At 71.7% G+C, this 16,844-nt stretch carries 14 protein-coding genes; 6 read left to right on the top strand and 8 right to left on the bottom strand.

The annotated features are described in order from the left end of the window. On the bottom strand, positions 1-1,185 hold the full coding sequence (locus tag ACLL9L_RS06175) for a sensor histidine kinase (protein WP_411283765.1): 1,185 nt from the start codon (positions 1,183-1,185) through the stop codon (positions 1-3). 94 nt (positions 1,186-1,279) lie between these two features. Here ACLL9L_RS06175 and ACLL9L_RS06170 point away from each other — a divergent pair, with 94 nt between their 5' ends. From ACLL9L_RS06170 to ACLL9L_RS06150, 5 genes are all read left to right on the top strand, one after another. Next, entirely contained in the window at positions 1,280-2,122 is an 843-nt protein-coding gene (locus ACLL9L_RS06170) for a Fic family protein (RefSeq protein ID WP_411283764.1), read from the top strand. 711 nt (positions 2,123-2,833) lie between these two features. Beyond that, positions 2,834-3,613: a hypothetical protein gene (locus ACLL9L_RS06165; protein WP_411283763.1), complete on the top strand. Its 780-nt coding sequence runs from the start codon at positions 2,834-2,836 to the stop codon at positions 3,611-3,613. Continuing rightward, entirely contained in the window at positions 3,610-4,782 is a 1,173-nt protein-coding gene (locus ACLL9L_RS06160; protein WP_411283762.1) for a TadA family conjugal transfer-associated ATPase, read from the top strand. Before ACLL9L_RS06165 ends, ACLL9L_RS06160 begins: the two co-directional genes overlap by 4 nt. Further along, the gene (locus ACLL9L_RS06155; protein ID WP_411283761.1) at positions 4,779-5,606 is read left to right on the top strand and encodes a type II secretion system F family protein; all 828 of its coding nucleotides are present in this window, start codon (positions 4,779-4,781) and stop codon (positions 5,604-5,606) included. The genes ACLL9L_RS06160 and ACLL9L_RS06155 overlap by 4 nt, the downstream gene beginning before the upstream one ends. Beyond that, positions 5,603-6,166 carry a type II secretion system F family protein gene (locus tag ACLL9L_RS06150; RefSeq protein WP_411283760.1) on the top strand — a complete coding sequence of 188 codons (564 nt, stop codon included), beginning with the start codon at positions 5,603-5,605 and terminating at the stop codon, positions 6,164-6,166. Before ACLL9L_RS06155 ends, ACLL9L_RS06150 begins: the two co-directional genes overlap by 4 nt. A 108-nt stretch (positions 6,167-6,274) precedes the next feature. Here ACLL9L_RS06150 and ACLL9L_RS06145 read toward each other — a convergent pair whose 3' ends face one another. Genes ACLL9L_RS06145 through ACLL9L_RS06130 form a run of 4 tightly spaced genes read right to left on the bottom strand, consistent with a single transcriptional unit; the run spans position 6,275 to position 11,167 of the window. Continuing rightward, the gene (locus tag ACLL9L_RS06145) at positions 6,275-6,715 is read right to left on the bottom strand and encodes a hypothetical protein (RefSeq protein ID WP_411283759.1); all 441 of its coding nucleotides are present in this window, start codon (positions 6,713-6,715) and stop codon (positions 6,275-6,277) included. Then, the gene (locus tag ACLL9L_RS06140; RefSeq protein ID WP_411283758.1) at positions 6,715-9,336 is read right to left on the bottom strand and encodes a multicopper oxidase domain-containing protein; all 2,622 of its coding nucleotides are present in this window, start codon (positions 9,334-9,336) and stop codon (positions 6,715-6,717) included. The genes ACLL9L_RS06145 and ACLL9L_RS06140 overlap by 1 nt, the downstream gene beginning before the upstream one ends. Next, entirely contained in the window at positions 9,333-10,442 is a 1,110-nt protein-coding gene (locus tag ACLL9L_RS06135) for a hypothetical protein (RefSeq protein ID WP_411283757.1), read from the bottom strand. The genes ACLL9L_RS06140 and ACLL9L_RS06135 overlap by 4 nt, the downstream gene beginning before the upstream one ends. A 17-nt stretch (positions 10,443-10,459) precedes the next feature. Then, a complete protein-coding gene (locus ACLL9L_RS06130; protein ID WP_411283756.1) occupies positions 10,460-11,167 on the bottom strand; it encodes a helix-turn-helix transcriptional regulator in 708 nt (235 codons plus the stop codon). Between the two features lie 81 nt (positions 11,168-11,248). On the opposite strand from ACLL9L_RS06130, the gene ACLL9L_RS06125 reads away from it, so the two are divergent. Then, on the top strand, positions 11,249-12,043 hold the full coding sequence (locus ACLL9L_RS06125) for a DUF2249 domain-containing protein (RefSeq protein WP_411283755.1): 795 nt from the start codon (positions 11,249-11,251) through the stop codon (positions 12,041-12,043). Here the strand turns inward: ACLL9L_RS06125 and ACLL9L_RS06120 are convergent. From ACLL9L_RS06120 to ACLL9L_RS06110, 3 genes are read right to left on the bottom strand one after another with little or no spacing between them, the layout of a single operon-like run. After that, the gene (locus tag ACLL9L_RS06120; RefSeq protein ID WP_411283754.1) at positions 11,979-13,208 is read right to left on the bottom strand and encodes a TIGR04053 family radical SAM/SPASM domain-containing protein; all 1,230 of its coding nucleotides are present in this window, start codon (positions 13,206-13,208) and stop codon (positions 11,979-11,981) included. The two genes, ACLL9L_RS06125 and ACLL9L_RS06120, sit on opposite strands and share 65 nt — an antisense overlap. After that, entirely contained in the window at positions 13,205-14,581 is a 1,377-nt protein-coding gene (hemG, locus tag ACLL9L_RS06115) for a protoporphyrinogen oxidase (RefSeq protein WP_411283753.1), read from the bottom strand. The genes ACLL9L_RS06120 and hemG overlap by 4 nt, the downstream gene beginning before the upstream one ends. Beyond that, entirely contained in the window at positions 14,581-16,089 is a 1,509-nt protein-coding gene (locus ACLL9L_RS06110) for a nitronate monooxygenase (RefSeq protein ID WP_411283752.1), read from the bottom strand. Before ACLL9L_RS06110 ends, hemG begins: the two co-directional genes overlap by 1 nt. Between the last annotated feature and the right edge of the window lie 755 nt (positions 16,090-16,844).

Here is a 16,844-nt window from a genome sequence, read left to right as displayed (position 1 = left end):
CTACGACTCGGCGTGCACGCCGGGGGCGTACTTGGGAACCCGGAAGGTGACGCGGGTGCCCGCGCCCGGGGCGGTCTCCACGACGAGTCCGTGCTGGTCGCCGAAGGCCTGGCGCAGCCGCGCGTCGACGTTGCCGAGCCCGACGCTGTCTGCTGAGCTCTCCCCGGCGAGCACGGCGCGGATGACGTCGGGGTCGCCGCCGATCCCGTCGTCCTCGATGCTGATCTCCGCGGAGGAGCCGAGGTCGGCGGCGGTGATCGTCACGTGGCCGATGCCCGCCTTGCGCTCGAGCCCGTGCCGCACGGCGTTCTCGACCAGCGGCTGCACCGACAGGAAGGGGACTGCCACGGGCAGGACCTCGGGCGCGATGGTCAGCGTGACGACGAGCCGGTCGCCGAACCGGGCCTGCTCGAGGACGAGGTAGCGCTCGATGTTGCGCAGCTCGTCCCGCAGCGTGGTGAAGGCGCCGCCGCGGCGGAACGCGTAGCGGGTGAAGTCCGCGAACTCGAGGATCAGCTCACGGGCCCGGTCGGGGTCGGTCCGCACGAACGACGCGATGGCGCCGAGGCAGTTGTAGATGAAGTGGGGGGAGATCTGGGCGCGCAGGGCGCGCAGCTCGGCCTCCATGAGCCGCGTGCGCTGGCGGTCGAGCTCGGCGAGCTCGAGCTGGGTGGAGATCCACTGCGCCACCTCCTCGGTCGCGCGCACGAGCCCGGTCGAGACCGAGGGCCCGTATGCCGCGAGGGCGGCGACCACGCGCTCGTCGGCGACGATGGGCGCCAGGACGCCGGACCGGATCGGGCAGTCCGGGTCGGCGCAGCTGATGTCCTCCTCGGACAGGACGACGGTCCGCCCGGAGGTCAGGACAGGCTGCGCCTGCGCGTGCACCGCGTCCTTGTGGTGGCTCCCGACGCCGTCCCAGGCGAGGACGTCGGTGGGGTCGGCCAGGGCGATGGCGCGGCTCCCGAGCATCGAGCGCAGCTGCCGGGTGGCCCGCTCGGCACCCTCGGGCGTCAGGCCGTCGCGCAGGTGTCGGGCAGCGAGGGAGGCCGTGTGCAGCGTCTCGTAGGTCGCCCGGTCCACCTCGCTGACGAACCGCCGCCGGCGCAGCAACCGCAGCAGGCCCGCGAGGACGACGAACAGGGCGCCCGCGGCAAGGGCGAGGACGACCTGGTTCGCAGTCACCGTCGCACTGTAGGGCCCGCTCTCGCCGATCGCCGATCGCCGGTCGCCAGCCACCGGCGTCCGGTCCCCGGCACCGTCGTCGTAGGGTGCAGCAGTGGCAGACATCCTCGAATCGGTGGGCCTGCTCCATCTCCTTCCCGGGGTCGCGGAGGGGGCGGAGACCGCCCGGGAGGCATGCACCAGGCTGCGATTCCACGAAGCGCTGCGCCGGCGGATCCCCGAGGCGGCTGCCGAGTCGCGGATCCGGGGAGCGCAGGCCAGTTCGGCGCTCGAGGGCGCGGACCTGCCCGTCGACCGGGTCCGCGACCACGTCCGGGGGGCGCTGGCGTGGCCGAGCGACCCCGACCCGGTGGACCAGGTGCTCCGCGGCGTCGTCCAGGCCACGGCCGAGACCGAGCACGTCGTCGGTCTCGTGCTGACGGCGCCCCTGCAGGCGATGGCCCGGTTGCACGTTGCGGCCATGGCGGGACTGCTGCCTCCAGAGCAGGTGGGACGACCGCGTCATGACGACGAGGTCTCCCGGGAGCTCACCGACCTCGGCCCCGCGCCAGTGCCGCCCGTCGTCGCGGCGCGCCTCGCGGACCTCGCCGTCCTGCTGACGTCGGCGCGCCACGTGCCGGCCGTCATCCTCGCCGCCCTGGTGCACGCCGAGATCGCCTCGGTGCGCCCGTTCGTGCGTGGCAACGGGGCCGTGGCCCGCGCCATGGAGCGATCCGTGATCCAGGCCAGCGGCCTCGACCCGACGGGCGTGGCGGTACCCGAGGTCGGGCACCGCGCCGCCGGCGGGCCGGCCTATCTCGGTGCGCTCACGGCATACGGGACCGGCAGCCGGGCCGGGGTGGCGCTCTGGCTCCAGCACTGCGCTGGGGCGGTGACGGCCGGCGCCGGGGAGGGGGAGCGGATCTGCGCGGCCGTCCGCGCCGGACGACTCGGCTGACGCGTCGGAGGGAGCCCCCCGCGACGGGGCCACCCGGGTGGCGTGCCACCGACATCGGGACCCAAGCCCTTCATTTCCGGGCCCGAGGCGAGTACAACTTGTGGTGGCACTCGTGCCAGTTGAACCACCGTGAAGCAGCCGGGCACCCACGCGCGGCCGGTCCACTGATGGACAGCTCGTTGGTGGGGGCTTTGCCGACCCACTGCGACAAAAAAGTGCACGCTCTGGTAACTCGCGATGCATCACGGTCGTGATGGCACCTCACCCGTCAGGGGCGAGGTGCCATCACTTTGCACTGATTGTCTCGCCGTGGGGTGGCGGCTTTATGACAGGGCGTTCCTTTCGGACGGACACCTTCCGATAAATCGGTCATTGCGGACCAGCACCTGATTGCCATGGACGGGGGTCGGGGCGGACAATTTGAGGCGCGCTCCCTGCCCACGGCGGGTTGAGCGCAGGTTGCGCACTGGCTCCTCCCCCCCGGGGCCAGCGTGCACGCGGCCCCCGTCGTCCCCCGGCGGGGGCCGTCGCTCGTCTCCGTCGAAAGAGGGACTGCTACCCCGGAGGTGGACGACGACCGTTGTCCACAAGGTGGGCGGCCGACGTCCCGAAGTCCACAATGCTCGCGATCCGCGCTGGCGTGGTGCCGTGCACCTCCCGGATGCTTTCGGCATGGGTGGTTCGGGAGTGGTGAACCGGAGGGTGAGGCGGATGGTTGAGCCAGCGGTGGTCGTCGTCATGGGGGCGTCGGGAGGCGTGGGTGCGTCGGCTCTCGCTGCTGCCGTCGCGGTTCGGGCGGTCCGGGCCGGTGTCGAGGTGGTCGCCGTCGACCTGCGGCCATTCGGTGGGGGCCTCGACGTGACGTTCGGCGCCGAGCAGGAGGCCGGTGTGCGGTGGGCCGACCTGGTCGCCCTCTCCGGCGCTGCGGATGCGTCGGCGCTCGTCTCCCGGTTGCCGCGCGCCGAGGGCGTCCCCGTGTTGTCCTTTGGCCGGGAGGACCTGTCGGCGCCCGAGGTCGGCGTCGTCGTCCAGGTCGTCGCCGCTCTCGCGGGGTCGCGACGACTGGTGGTCGTCGACGCGGCGGCGGAGACGGTCCTTGCGCCGGCGGTGCTGAAGCTCGCCACCCTGGTCGTGGTGGTGGCCGGGGCCGAGCCCCGCCAGCTGGCCGCGCTGTCCGCCATCGGACGGTGGCTGGACGGCAGGTGCGCGGACGTCGTCGTCTGTCTGCGTGGCGACCGCCGGATCAGCGAGCTGCGCCCCTTGGTCGAGGAGTCGACGGGCCTGTCGGTGATCGGGATCCTCAGCGACGACCGGATGCTGCGCGGCGATCTCGTCCATGGGGTGGCGCCCGGGGCGAGGGGGCGCGGATGCGTGGCTTCGGTGGCCGACGACTGCCTGGCCCGGGCCGTGCTGGGCGACCGGGCCGTGCTGGGCGACCGGGCCGTGTTTGGCGACCGGGCCGTGTTTGGCGACCGGGCCGGCGCGGCGTGAGCGTCGGCCCGGCCGGCCTGCCCGGACCGGCTTGGGAGCAGATCCGCCAGGGTCGGGCGCCCGACGTCGAATCGCTCGGTCGGGTCGCGGGCGCCGGTCTGGCGACGTTGGGGTTGACGGGGGTGGCCATGGTCCACGAGGGGCTCCGGTCGCGGTTGCTGGGCGCGGGTCCGCTGGAGCCGCTGCTCGCTGACGACGAGGTGAGCGACGTCGCGGTCAACGGTGACGGGTCCGTGTGGGTCGACCGCGGACGCGGAATGGAGCGGGTCGAGATGGACCTCGGCGGGCCGGAGGCACGGCGGCAGCTTGCCGTGCGCCTGGCTGGCCTCGCCGGTCGACGCCTCGACGAGACCGCTCCCTATGTGGACGGGCAGTTGCCGTCCGGAGTGCGGCTGCACGCGATCCTGCCGCCCCTCGTCGCGGGTGGGCCCCACCTGACCCTGCGCGTCCCCGCCCGGGCTCGGGCGAGCCTTACCGACCTCGGGGACCGCGGTTTGTTTCCGGCGCGTTGGCAGGGCGTGCTTCGGGCGCTCGTCGCGCGACGGGTGGCCTTCGTCATCAGCGGTGGCACGGGAGCCGGCAAGACGACACTGCTCGGGGCCCTGCTGGCAGAGGCGGGGGCCGACGAGCGGCTCGTCGTCGTCGAGGACGTGCGCGAGCTGCGGGTCGACCACGGCCACGTCATCCGGCTCGAGGCCCGCCCCGCCAATGTCGAGGGTGCCGGCGAGGTGACGCTCACGACGCTCGTCCGTCAGGCGTTGCGGATGCGTCCTGATCGGCTCATCGTCGGGGAGGTGCGCGGCGCCGAGGTCCGGGAGCTGCTGGCCGCTCTCAACACCGGCCACGAGGGCGGTTGCGGCACGGTCCATGCCAACGCGGCCGCAGACGTGGTGGCCCGGTTCGAGGCCCTCGGCGCCCTGGCCGACCTGGGGCCGTCAGCGGTCCATGCCCAGCTGGTGAGCGCGGTGGACGTCGTCATCCACCTGCGCCGCAGCGGCTCGGAGGGGCGCACCACCCGGCGCATCGAGTCGATCGGGGTGCTCGCCTGCTCGTCCTTGGGTCGCCCAGGTGTCACTGAGGCGCTGCGTTGGGACGGCAGCACCGAGCAGCGTGGCCCCGGTTGGCCACGTTTGGCGGGCCTCCTCGGCCTCGCGGTGGACGGCTCGTGAGCGCCGTCATCGCCGCCGCGTTGGTGCTTGGTGCGGTCCTGGTCTGGCCGTCCCGTGGACGCGTCGGCGTCGATGGCATGGGCGTGCGGAGTGCTGCGCCCCGCTCGCCCGGGGGCCGGTTCCGGCCAGGCGCGCAGAGCACGCGCCCGTGCGAGGGGTTCCGGGGGCGCCTCGGGGGTCAGGGTGGGGCACGGCGGAGGACGAGTGCAGAGCTGGAGGCCGTCCTCGTCATCCTCGACTCCCTGGCCCCGGCCTTGCGTGCCGGTCTCGACCCTGCTGGCGCCCTGAGATGCCTCGACGTTGCGGCGGGGCCCCGCATGGCCGTCGCCATGCTGCGCGCACCCGGTGCTGCCCCGGTGCTCCCGGGGTTGTCCGCGGTGGATTTGGTCGTTGACCTCCTCGCCGCGGCGGGGGCGGGGGAGAGGCTGGCCCCGGTCTGGGGCCGCGCTGCACGCGTCTCCGGCTCCCCCGAGCTGGTGCTGATCAGTCGGGCCTGGGCGTTGTCGGAGGACCTCGGTGCCCCGCTTGCCGACTCGGTCGCCCTGGCCGCAGACCTCGTCCGGCAGCGGACTGCGCGAGAGCGCCGCCTCGCCGTCGCGCTCGCGGGCCCTCGGGCCAGCACCACCGTGCTCAGCCTGTTGCCTGCGCTCGGGCCCGGTGTCGCCCTGCTGCTCGGTATCTCCCCGGCGGAGCTCTATGGCAGCGCCCCCGCCGTGTCGTCCGTCGCGGTCGGTGGCCTCTTCCTCGTGGTGGGCCGGTGGTGGTGTAGCCGGATGGTGGGCGCTCTGGCCCGGCCCCGTCCCGCGGAGCGGGGGCCGGGGTGAACGGGCCGCTCCTCCTCGCCGGGGTCCTCGTCGGCCTCGCGGTGGTGGCGTGGCCACGGCGGCAGCCGGTGACGGCGCCCGGCGCCGGGGGGCGGCCGGGGGGCCGGACCGGCCCCGGGGCGGTGCTGACAACCGACGACGTGGCCTCCAGCATGGTCCTGCTCGCCCTGGCGCTGCAGTCGGGGTGCGGGGTGGTCGAAGCGATCGAGGAAGTGGCCCTGCAGTCCCCGGGTGCTTCCGGGAGTCAGCTCGCCGCAGTAGCTGCCGCCTTGCGATGGGGGGTCGACGAGCGGACGGCATGGGCCACGGTGGACCCAGCCTGGGGTCACGCCGGTCAGGCTCTGCGCCTGGCCACCCGGGCGGGTGTGGCGCCGTCGACGCTGCTGGTCAAGGGCGCCGAGGACCTGCGGGCGACAGAGCTCGCCCGGATGGACGTCGACGCGGCCCGGGTCGCCGTCCGGATGGTCCTGCCGCTGGGGCTCAACTTCCTGCCGGCGTTCTGCCTCACGAGTGTCGTCCCGATCATCCTGGCGCTCGCCCGTCAGGTCCTCGTCCCTTGATCGTCGCCCACTCGATGATTTCCCACGTCCAAGCTGCACAAGGGTGACACCGACGTGCGTGGGCCCGGAGCCAGGGCTCGATGGTGCGAGCCCGATGGCCTGATGGTGTCAGGTTTGGGGCAGTGCGGTGGCGAGCACGACGATGGCCAGTGAACCGATCAGCGAGGCGATCGCGAGCGAGCGGGCGAACGCCTGGCGTTTGGTGCCCATGGCCCAGCCGTGCCCGCCGGCCGCAACCATGACGAGAGCGAACGCCACGAGCTTGGCAGCCAGCGTGCGGCCGTAGCCGGGGTCGGAGAGGGAGGAGAACGTGACGCCCTTGTGCCAGGCCAACAACAGCCCGCTGCCCACCTGCAGCGGCAGGAAGGCCGCGACGGTGAAGATGCCGAAGCGCCGTCCCAGTGCGCTGAGCACCGGGCCCCGGTCCTCGACCCGCAGCAGTCGGCGCGCGACCGGCAGCACCATCAACGAGATGCTCAGCTGTCCGCCCACCCACAGCATCGCGGACACGACGTGCACGAATCGCACGAGGGACCACCAGCTGAGCATCAGCGGGTGACCTCCACGATCCCGCGAGCGCCGTTCTCGCCACGGCGCATGTCGTGATCGACCAGGGAGTAGCGCCCGGGCTCGGTGAAGACCTGCTCGACAAAACCCCCCTGCGCGGCGGCCAGGTCGAGCACCTGGCTGGCTCCGTGTTCGGCATTGTCGCGGCGAAGCAGGTAGGCGCCCTCCTTGAACACCGTGTCGAACTGGGCGCCGACGATGTGGAAGGCCGTGCCTCCGCCCGGCCCGGCGACAACCACCCACCAGCGCACTCGTTCGCCCACCCTCGCGGTCAACGGGGCGTGCACATACTGGTCGGGGTAGCCGTTGAACATCGCGGCGTCCTCAACACCACGGCCCAGGGCGCCAACGTCCGCGCCGCCAGCCGTGCCGCCCAGGTAGAGCTGTGAGGCCACCACGATGTACTCGCGATCGACCTCCGGCAGGTTCGGCGGGTCGATGATCACCGCTCCGTACATGCCGTTCGCGATGTGCTGCGTCATCGGCATGGCACTGCAGTGATAGAGCCATACACCGGCGTGGTCAGCACGAAACCGGTAGACGAGAGACTCGCCCGGCCCCAGCGTGCGCATCACCTGGGCGGGCGCGGTCTGGCCGGCATGGAAGTCCACGCCGTGCGCCGTGGTGCCGCCGTTGACCAGGGTCACCTCGAACAGGTCGCCGACCTTTCCGCGCAGCGTCGGACCGGGCGCCATGCCGCCGAACGTCCACGTCGTTTGCCGGACCCCAGGCGCGACCTCAGCCTCACGTTCGACCACGGGCAGGGTGATCCGGTGCACCTCAGAGGGGGGAGCGGGGTCAAGTCTGGCGTCGTACGGCGTCCACCCGGGTCCGGGCTCACCGTGGACGTCCAGAGTGGACGACGGGTCGCTGGACTTTCCCGACATCGTTGGGGGACCGCCGCCAGCGGAGCCGCCTGCGCCGGTGACTCGGATGTGCAGCGTCATCCCGGCCGCCCGGTGGCCCGGGACGGTGCACCAGCCGGACCGGTCGGTGGTCACGGTCCCGAGGTCGAGCGTGGCGCTCGCACCCGGGGCCAGCATGGGAGTGGCCGGGCCGCTCTCAATCGCCACGTCGTGGCGCATTGCCTCGCGGTTGGTCACGACCAGTCGCAGGGCGGTGCCGGCCGGCACCTCGATCAGCCCCGGCCGGATGTCCATGTTCACCAAGGAGACCGCAACCTCCTGCACCCCTGTGGCTGCCGGCAGCGAGAGTGACTCCGGCACCGTTGCTGTGCCCTGGCCGGAGACCGCGATGGCCACCGGCACCAAGGTCATCACCAGGCCCAGCGCAACACCCGCCAGAGGCGACCGCGCGGACGGTCGCACCAGCCCGCCGATGACGAGTGCGAGGAACGTCACGACCGGTGCCACCACCAGAGCCCAGCCCAGCGCCGACACCACGCTCGGGACGTCGAGCGTGCTGGACACGGCCACCAGCAGCGCGCCGGCGTTGAGTGTGGTCACCCGAACCCGCCACCACGGCGAGAGCTGCTCGATGCCCGCACGGACCCGGGCGGGCCCACCCCCCTGGATCACCGGCAGGAGGTAGGTCAGGGCGCCGAGCAGGGTCTGCAGCACGAAGCCGACGGCCAGCGGCGGGATCAGCGCGTCCAACCGTGGCAGGTACGACGTGATGTCGGGTGCGGTCACGAGCAGCACCAGGTCGGCAGCAACCCCGATCACGAGCCAGCCAGTGCCGGCTGCGAGCGACCACGCGGCACTGTCGCGCGGAGTCTTGCGGCGCCATGTGGCGACAAAGGGATGCAACGCGACGATGACGCCCCCACCGTAGGTCGTTAGGCCGGCGGCAGCGACCCAGCGCAGATCCGTGCTCAGCCCCGTCACAGTGAGGGCGAGGCCGGTTGTGGTGAGCACCAGGCATCGTCTGGCGCTGCGCATGACCTGATCGACCATCCGGGTGCGCAGCACCGTCGGCCACAGGGTGAACAGAGTGCCCAACACGGTCAGCCCGACCCAGCCGAAGACGTTGGCGTGCACGTGCGCGGCATGCAGCAGCTCGTGCAGCTTGTGCGGGACGACGTCCACGGCAAGCAGCGTGCCGAAGCTGATACCGACGACGAGCGCGAGGCCGGCAGCGACGTAGAACCGCACGGTGCCAGCAAACCTGCCCATCAGGGCGTGGCGGGCGATCTGCAGCAGTACCCCCACGTGCGCCAGGACGACAGCGCCCAGCAGCGTGGCTGCCGGGACCGTGACCGCTGACAGCTCAAAGCCGACCCCGACCAGGACGCCCACGATCGACAGGTTGAGGGCAGCCAGTCGACCGGCCGAGGCTCGAGGGGACGGCTTGCGGGCGCGCATCAGGGCGACTGCGAAGTGCTCGGTCCAGGTCATGATCGCGTTCGTGGCCGCGCCCAGCAGCAGCAGGTGTATCGCCAGCCATCGGGGCACGGGCAGCGCGGGCCAGTCCTGCAGCGTGACGGCAAGCACGGCGAGCGCGACGTACGCCAGAACGACACCGTTGGCCCGCAGGTGCCACGACCACCGCGGCCGCTGACCCGCGGGCGGAGCAGGGTGTGTCCCCGCGCCGGGAGTGGTGGTGTCGGTGATCTGAATGGTCGTCCGGACGGGGATGCTCATCGTCGGCCCCCCTGGAGCTCGAAGGTGGTCGGTGCGGCCGCCACCGCCGGCCGGTGGCCGCCGCGGCGGGCGCCGTATGCCGAGCTGGCGGCGTACGCCACGAACGCGAGCAGGGTCACGACGCCCAGGACCCCTCCAACGACGCGTAGCAGCTCAACATCGAACAGGTCACCACCGACGATCCGCAGGGCGAGCGAGCCGTGCAGCAACGCGAGGACGCCGTAGTCGCGCGGGTGGTAGGGCAGTCGGACCCGCAGGACCGCGGGCAGGATCACCGGTGCATGGCCCAGCACCATTGACATCGCGAAGCCCAGGAACACTGCGTGCAGGGTGGCGTCGTACGCAGGTCCGTCGGTGAGAGCGCCGCGCCAGATCCAGATGAGGGCCGCGACCCCGAGCCAGCCGTAGCCGGTCAGCAGGCAGCTGGCCATGTAGCGGGTCAGGCCACGTGCATGCACGGTGCGTCGGGCGATGTCGTACCGCACCAGCCACCCGGACAACACCAAGAGGCCGACCCCGAGCACCCGAGCGCCGACCGCGGGCCAGACGACGGTGAGGGCCGGCCCACCAAGGATCAGCGCCGACCACACCAGCACGACCTCGCGATAGCGGCGACCCACCAGTGCAAGCCGCGCCAGCTCGACCCGCTCGCCGGCGATGGTGAGGACGACGAACGCCGCGAGCCAAGGCGCAAGACCGGGCAGGTCCGTGCCGGCGAGCCAGCACATGGCGCCGCCCCACCAGGCAAGGGCGCCGAGGGCCTGGACCGTGATGTGCACGGTCGGCTGACGTTGCCACATGACGAGGTACCCGGCGCTCAGCCAGGCGCCGGCCGCGGCCATCAGCAGCGGGGGCCATGGCGCGGGCACGCCGGCCACGATCGCCAGGCCGCCGAGACCGGAGAGCAACGGCGCCAAGTAGCCCCACGCCTGGCGCAGGGCGACGGCGCGTTCGAGGGCGATCAGGGTGCCCAGAAAGCCCAGGGTCATCAAGACGCCGTGCCCGGCAGCCGCCCCCAATGGGCTCGGGGTGCCGGCGCCGAGCCGCGCCAGGGCGCCGGCCAAACCACTGAGCAGCGATGCGGCGCCAAGCGCGAGCAGCGGCATTCGGTGCCACGCCGGCCTCACGGCAGGATCTCAGCCGTGATCTCAGCCGTCGCGGTCGCGCCCGGCGGCCGGGACGTCAGGGTGGTGATGCACAGGTCGGGCTCGACGAAGGGAAGCAGGCGGGTGGCCTGCACTGGAGCACCCAGCTCGGCCAGGGCGCCCTGGATGATGCCCAGGTGGGTGCCACACACCACCTCCGGGTGGCTCACGGCCAGCTCGCGGAACGGGCAGTGGTGCAGGTTGATGACGGTGCCATCGCCGCTCACCTCGGGTGCGAAACCGCTGTCGGCAAGGATGCGCACCACCTGCGAGACCGCGTCCTGCTCGCTGATGGCCGGTCCACCTGGCGACCCCTCACCCCCAGCGCGCGGCTGCGTCCGCGCCCAGCCCCGTCCCGCGTTCACCGCGGCCTCACCGGGGCGCTCGCTGGTGGAGACCAGGTGGAGGGCCAACACCTCGGCGAGCAGCCGGTAGTTGGTCCCGTCGTCCGGCGCGGCGGTCGCCTCGTAAAGCACCCGCGGGCGGCCCGGTCCACGCGAGGCCTCGAGACGTCGCACGGCATAGCCGGAGTCGACCAGCAGGTCCAGGTGGGACCGCACGGTGTTCGGGTGCAGCCCGACCTGCTGGGCCACCTCACCGACGCCCAACGGCTCGTGCCGCGAACGCAGGAGCCCGAGCACCGCCGTCCGGCTGACGCTGGCGAGCAGCTGATGGTGGTTGCGCATACTTGCAGTTTTACCGATGGACGTAGTAAAAACAAGTTTCGCCGTGAAAACTTCGCGGCCCGCCCGAACCGAGGAGCATCGATGCCCGCCACCACCCCCGCGCTGACGTCCCAGTCCCAGACGTTGAACGCCCTCCACGCACACCATGCGCAGCTCGAGACGGCGGTCGCCGCCGGAGCGGTCGCCGTCCGCAACGCCGCCGAGCGACTGGTTGACGTCACGCCGCACCGCGCAGCCCTCGTCGAGCTGCTGCAGTCTCAGGTGCTGCCACATGCGGCCGCCGAAGAGAGCACGCTGTACGGCGTAGGGGCCGCCCTGCCCGCAACCCGTCTGCTGGTCCAGGCGATGACCGCTGAGCACCGCAGGCTCGAAGCGCTGGTCGGCGAGCTTGCGCAGGCCCGGACGTCGGTCGGGGTGGCCGGTGCCGCGATGGCGGTTCGCGCCCTGTTCGAGGCCCACCTGGCCAAGGAGAACGACCAGCTGCTGCCGGCCCTGGTCATCGACGGCGTCGATCTGGCCAGCCTGCTCGAGGGCATGCACGACATCCTCGGCGCCGACGCGGACGGCGCCCCCAAGCAGAACGGCGGCTGTGGCTGCGGTAACTGTGGGTGCGGAGGTGGCGGCGAGCAGCCTGTGTCCTGGTCCGTCCAGGCGGGCGACCTCGACGTCAGGCAGCTGCCCCCAGCCCTTCGACACGAGAAGATCTTCGCGGTGGTCGCGCAGCTGGCACCGGGCGATTCCTTCGTGCTGGCCAACGACCACGACCCCCAACCTCTGCGCTACCAGCTCGACGCCGAGCAGCCCGGGCAGATCAGCTGGGAGTACCTCGACCACGGACCGTCCTTGTGGCGGGTGCAGATCGGCCGGTCCGCCTGATCGGAAGAACCTGCCCAGCCTCGGTTGGTTGGTAGCTGCAGCTGGGGTCCTCGGCCAGTGGATCGCCGGTCGTGGCGTAGGCGTGCGAGCGCGAACCCCCGCAGACGGTTCTGAACTCACAGTGTCCGCATCTGCCACCAAAGGCGTCTGGGTTGCGCAGCTCCTGTAGCAGCCCAGAGCCGCGGTAGATGTCTGGGAAGGACTGCTCACGCACCGAGCCCACGGCGGTCGGCAGGAATCCGCTGGGGTAGACCACGCCAACATGGTCGACGAAGGCGAAACCGCGACCGGCGTTGACGTCGATCGGTGGGCGCGGCCGACGGGGCCTCGGCTCGCGTCCCCTGAGCAGCTCCGCGGTGTCCCGGCGCAGCGCTGAGCGAAGCGGGCCCACTGCAAAGACGTCGTCCAGGTCACTGACGCCGGCGCGCTGGATGGCGATCCGCCGGTAGTGCGGCGCCTCCGTGGTCTTGATCGCGACCAGAGTTGAACTGTCGTGCAGCCAGTGCAGGACCTCTTCCTCCTCCGCCGCGGTGAGTGGGTCGAGGTGCTTGCCGCGGCCGGTCGGGATCAGGAAGAACACGCTCCACAGGGCTGCGCCCAGCTCGAGCACGGACTTCAGGATCCGTGGCAGCTCAAGGACGTTGCCTCGGGTGACGGTGGTGTTGACCTGCAGGCGCAGGCCGATGTCACGCACCGTCCGGGCTGCGTCCATCGTGGCGGCAAAGACTCCCTCGACGCCGCGGAAGGAGTCGTGGCTCTGTGCGCAGGCCCCGTCCAGGGACAGCGAGACCGCCTTGGCCCCGGCGTCGCGCAGGTCGACCAACAGCGAGCGGGTCAGCCGGTCGGTGACCGAGGGCGACAGCGCCATGCTCAGCCCGAGCCTGGTGCCGTGCGCGACCAGGTCGGCCAGGTCGGGTCGCTCGAAGGGGTCACCCCCGGTGAGGACGATGAGTGGGCGCGGTGGCCCGAAAGAGGCGAGGTCGTCCAGCAGGCGGTGACCCTCGTCCGTGGTGAGCTCCAGGGGGTCGCGGGAGCGGATGGCGTCGGCCCGGCAGTGGGTGCACACGAGCTGGCAGGCGCGCGTGACCTCCCAGATGACGATGAAGGGCCGCTCGGCTGCGTCGTGGTGCATCAGCCGGACGGCGCGCGTGTCTGCCGCGGTCATGACATCGCCGCCAGTTCGCCGGACCGGACACAGGCCGTGATGCCCAGCCCGTCGTACGACGCACCCGCCAAGGACAGGCCCGGGTAGCGCCGCAGGTGTTCACGAACCGACGCCACGCGATCCAGGTGCCCCACCTCCAGCTGCGGAATCGCGTCGGGCCAGCGCTGCACACGGGATTCGGCTGGCCTCGCGGTCAGGCCGGTCGCGTCCACCAGGTCGTTGTGCAGCCGGGCGACCAGCGCAGCATCGTCGAGATCGCCCGTCTCTGGCGTGTCGGCGCGCCCACTCGAAAGCCGCACCAGCACATGGTCCGGGTCATCCAGATGCGGCCACTTGGTGCTGAGGAAGGTCGCGGCTTTGAGCAGACGACCTCTGGAAGAAGGCACGAGAAGTCCGGTGCCGGACAGCGCCCGGACCCGGCATACCGCAGCCCGGGGGTAGGCGACGACGGCGGTGGCGACGGACGCAGAACGCACCCGCCCCAACAGGTTTGCTGCGTCCGCCGACAGCGGTCTGACCAAATCGGCGGCGACCGCCGCGGGGACCGCGAGCACCACGGCGTCCACCTCGACCACCAGTGCGTTGGCTCCCTGGACGCAGTAGCGGCCATCCGGCAATGCCTTCACCGAGCTGACCCGAGTGGATGTCCTGACCTCGATGTCGGTATCGGCGCTCAGCCGCGCCACCAGCGTGGTGAGGCCGCCCGCCCAGGTGCCGAACGACATCGGTGGCCCGCTTCGCCGCGCCCGCTGACTGAGCAGCACCGAGCCTCGCGCGTCGGCCACGGCCGCGAGCTCCGGAGTGGTGGCCCGCAGGCTCAACTGGTTGATGTCACCGGAGTGCAGGCTCCCGAGCACAGGGTCGACAAACCGATCGGCGACCTGGGAGCCGAATCGCTGGCTGACGAAGTCTCCGACAGCGATGTCGCCATTGAGACGGCGACGCGGTATCAACGGCTCGAGGCCGGCCCGGGCCAACCCGGCCGCGGACATCACACCTGAGCGCAATACCGGCCCCAGACGCCGTGGACCGGCTGGTCCCACTCCTGCAGGAAGGCGCCGGAGTCCGCGCTGGGTCCACAGCCACGAGGTACCGCGGGTTGCGTTGATCTGGTCATCGGCCAGGCCCAGCTCGGCGATGAGCGCGCTCAAGCCCGGCGCGGACGCGTGCACGGCCTCTGCCCCTACATCCACGAGGTGCCCCGCGACGGCGACCGTCCGGATCTGGCCGCCGAGGCGATCCCCGGCTTCGAACACGGTGACCTGGGCGCCCCGTTGGCGCAGCTTTCGAGCTGCGGCCAACCCGCTGATCCCACCACCTACGACAGCAACAGAACGGCCAGCGTCGTTGGCAACATTCGGGATACGGATCATCAAGCAGTCTCCTTGGTGGCGCGAGCGATGCTGGTCAGAAAGCGTGGCTGACCCACGAGATAGTCGACGGCCTGGGCCGCAGTCCAGCCGGTCGGATGAGCCGCCAGCAGCTCGGTGACGCCGTAGAGGTCCGCGCCGAGGGTGAGCAGTGCTGGTTCGTGGTAGCCGTCGAGGCGGGTCTGCCCCAGCCCGACGTTTGCCGTGAGCGCGTTGCACAGACACTTGCGTCCCACGGTGTCCGCGGCCAGTCCTCCCTTGCGCACGAAGACCTCAACCGGCTCGGCCGGGCACCGGTAGCCGACGGTGCCCGGCGTGCGCTCGTACGGGACGCGAAGGTAGCTCAGGTCACACTGGCGCGGCCGGGCGGCGTAGGTGTCGGTCTCGGAGAGCGTCCCCGGTAGTGACGCGACCTTGAAGGGGAAGCCCGTCGGTGAGGCCAGCGCGTCGGTGCGTACCTCCAGCCGCCCAGCCGCCAGGTCGGTCAGCAGCCTCTGGCGCAGCGGGACGTCGATCCCGGACTCGACGGACAGCGAGAACAGCGTTCCCACCTGGACCCCCGCCGCGCCGCTCGACCTCGCCCGGACGAGCTGTGCGGGTGTGCCGTACCCGCCGGCCAGCCAGAACGGCAGCCCGACCTCGGCGACCTTGGCCAGGTCCGCGTCGTCCCGCGGGCCGAAGACGGGTTGCCCGTCGTCGTCCACGACCAGGCGCCCGCGTGGAGGGGCGTTGTGACCACCCGCCCGCGGACCCTCGATGACGAACCCGTCCGGCCTGGTGGCTTCCTCGCGCGCCAGGTACGCGGCCAGCACGTGCGCGGACACGATCGCCAGGAATCGCGGTCGACGCAGCGGGGCCAGCCCGCCCCCGGTGAGGGTCTCGGGGTCCAGCCCGACGGTGTATCCCGTCGTGGCCCCGTCCACATGCAGGGTCAACGCGCACGGCTCATGAGCGGCTAGGTGGTTCAGCAGCTGCGGGATCTCGGTGGGGATCCCGGCCCCCATGAGCACGTAGTCCACACCGGCGAGCATCGCCCCGTACGCCGCACTCGGCGTCGCCATCTGGACCTTCTCCATGAAGTTGACCCCCACCAGGCCGTCGTGACCTTCTTTGGCCAGCCACACTTCGGCGAAGTTGGCGACCATCGACAGCTCATTTCCTCGCACGGTCGGGCGGAGGCTCAGCTTGGGGACCGGCGTGTAGGGCTGGCCGGGGGCCCTGCCGTCCGCCCGGAAGTACCGGCGGAGCGCGCGCTCCGCCATCGACCGCACCGGGAACTGCGCCAGCGCCCGCCGCACGTGGCCACCCAGGTCTCCGTCCTGCAACCGGCGGGCGAGCACGCCGTCCAATGCTGTCCCGGACACCACGCCGAGCTGCCCGGCCTGCGACACCGCCCGCGCCAGCTGCCAGGACGACACCGCCACCCCCATCCCCCCCGAAATGACGGCAGGCAGCGGCCGGCCATCGACAGCGGGTACTTCGGCCAGGGGTGGTGCGGTCATCAGGGACATCGGCAGAACCTCTCAGCAACTTACGGCAACGTAACTTACGCTGCCGTAAGTTACCTGAGGTTGGCCTCGGCCGGCCGGGACCAAGGTCCTGACCCGCCCGGCTGGGAGGCGCTGCGAGGCTCAGGGTCGTGAGGAGTTCGCGGACCATGAGGTCGAGGTCGGCTCGATGGGCTCGTCTGTGCCTCAGGTGGCGTCGGTTCAGTGGCCCCGGTCGGTCACGGGCAGGCGTTTGCCGACGCCTCGGTGTGCATGGCTGGCTACCGGGATGGCGCCCGGGGCCTCTGGGGGGTGTTCTTCGGAACGCCATTCGTAGGAATGGGACTCGATGACAACGACTCTCGCCAGGTCGGAGCTGCGGCGGGGTGTCGACACGGGCATGACCACGGCAGAGGCTGCCGTGGGGACGCTCGCGGCAGGTGCGCAGCATACTTCCCAGTCGAGACTATGGCGCGGCGCTTCGTCTGCAGGAGGATTCAGCAGACCCGGTACGTGGGTGGGCTTCGCCGTTGGCGACGTCAGCGGCATGAGCGAGCGTTCTCCCTCGGTCTGCCAAGAACTGCGCGCGACTGGCCGACCTGCACAGCCTCGAGGTGGGCAGTACTTTCATGGTGCGACGGATCTTGTGCCCGGCGGGCCGGGCCGGGCCCGGTTCACCATCTGCTTGCCCTGCAACCCAGGTGCGCCGAAGTGCGGACCCAACCCTGGTACTCCTCGAACACGGGCGGTCCACGCTTGGGGACATGAGCGCCTCAGCC

The organism is Lapillicoccus sp. (assembly GCF_046595215.1).
In the GTDB taxonomy this organism is placed as follows: Bacteria; Actinomycetota; Actinomycetes; order Actinomycetales; family Dermatophilaceae; genus Lapillicoccus.
This window is presented reverse-complemented; position numbering and strand designations above follow the sequence as displayed.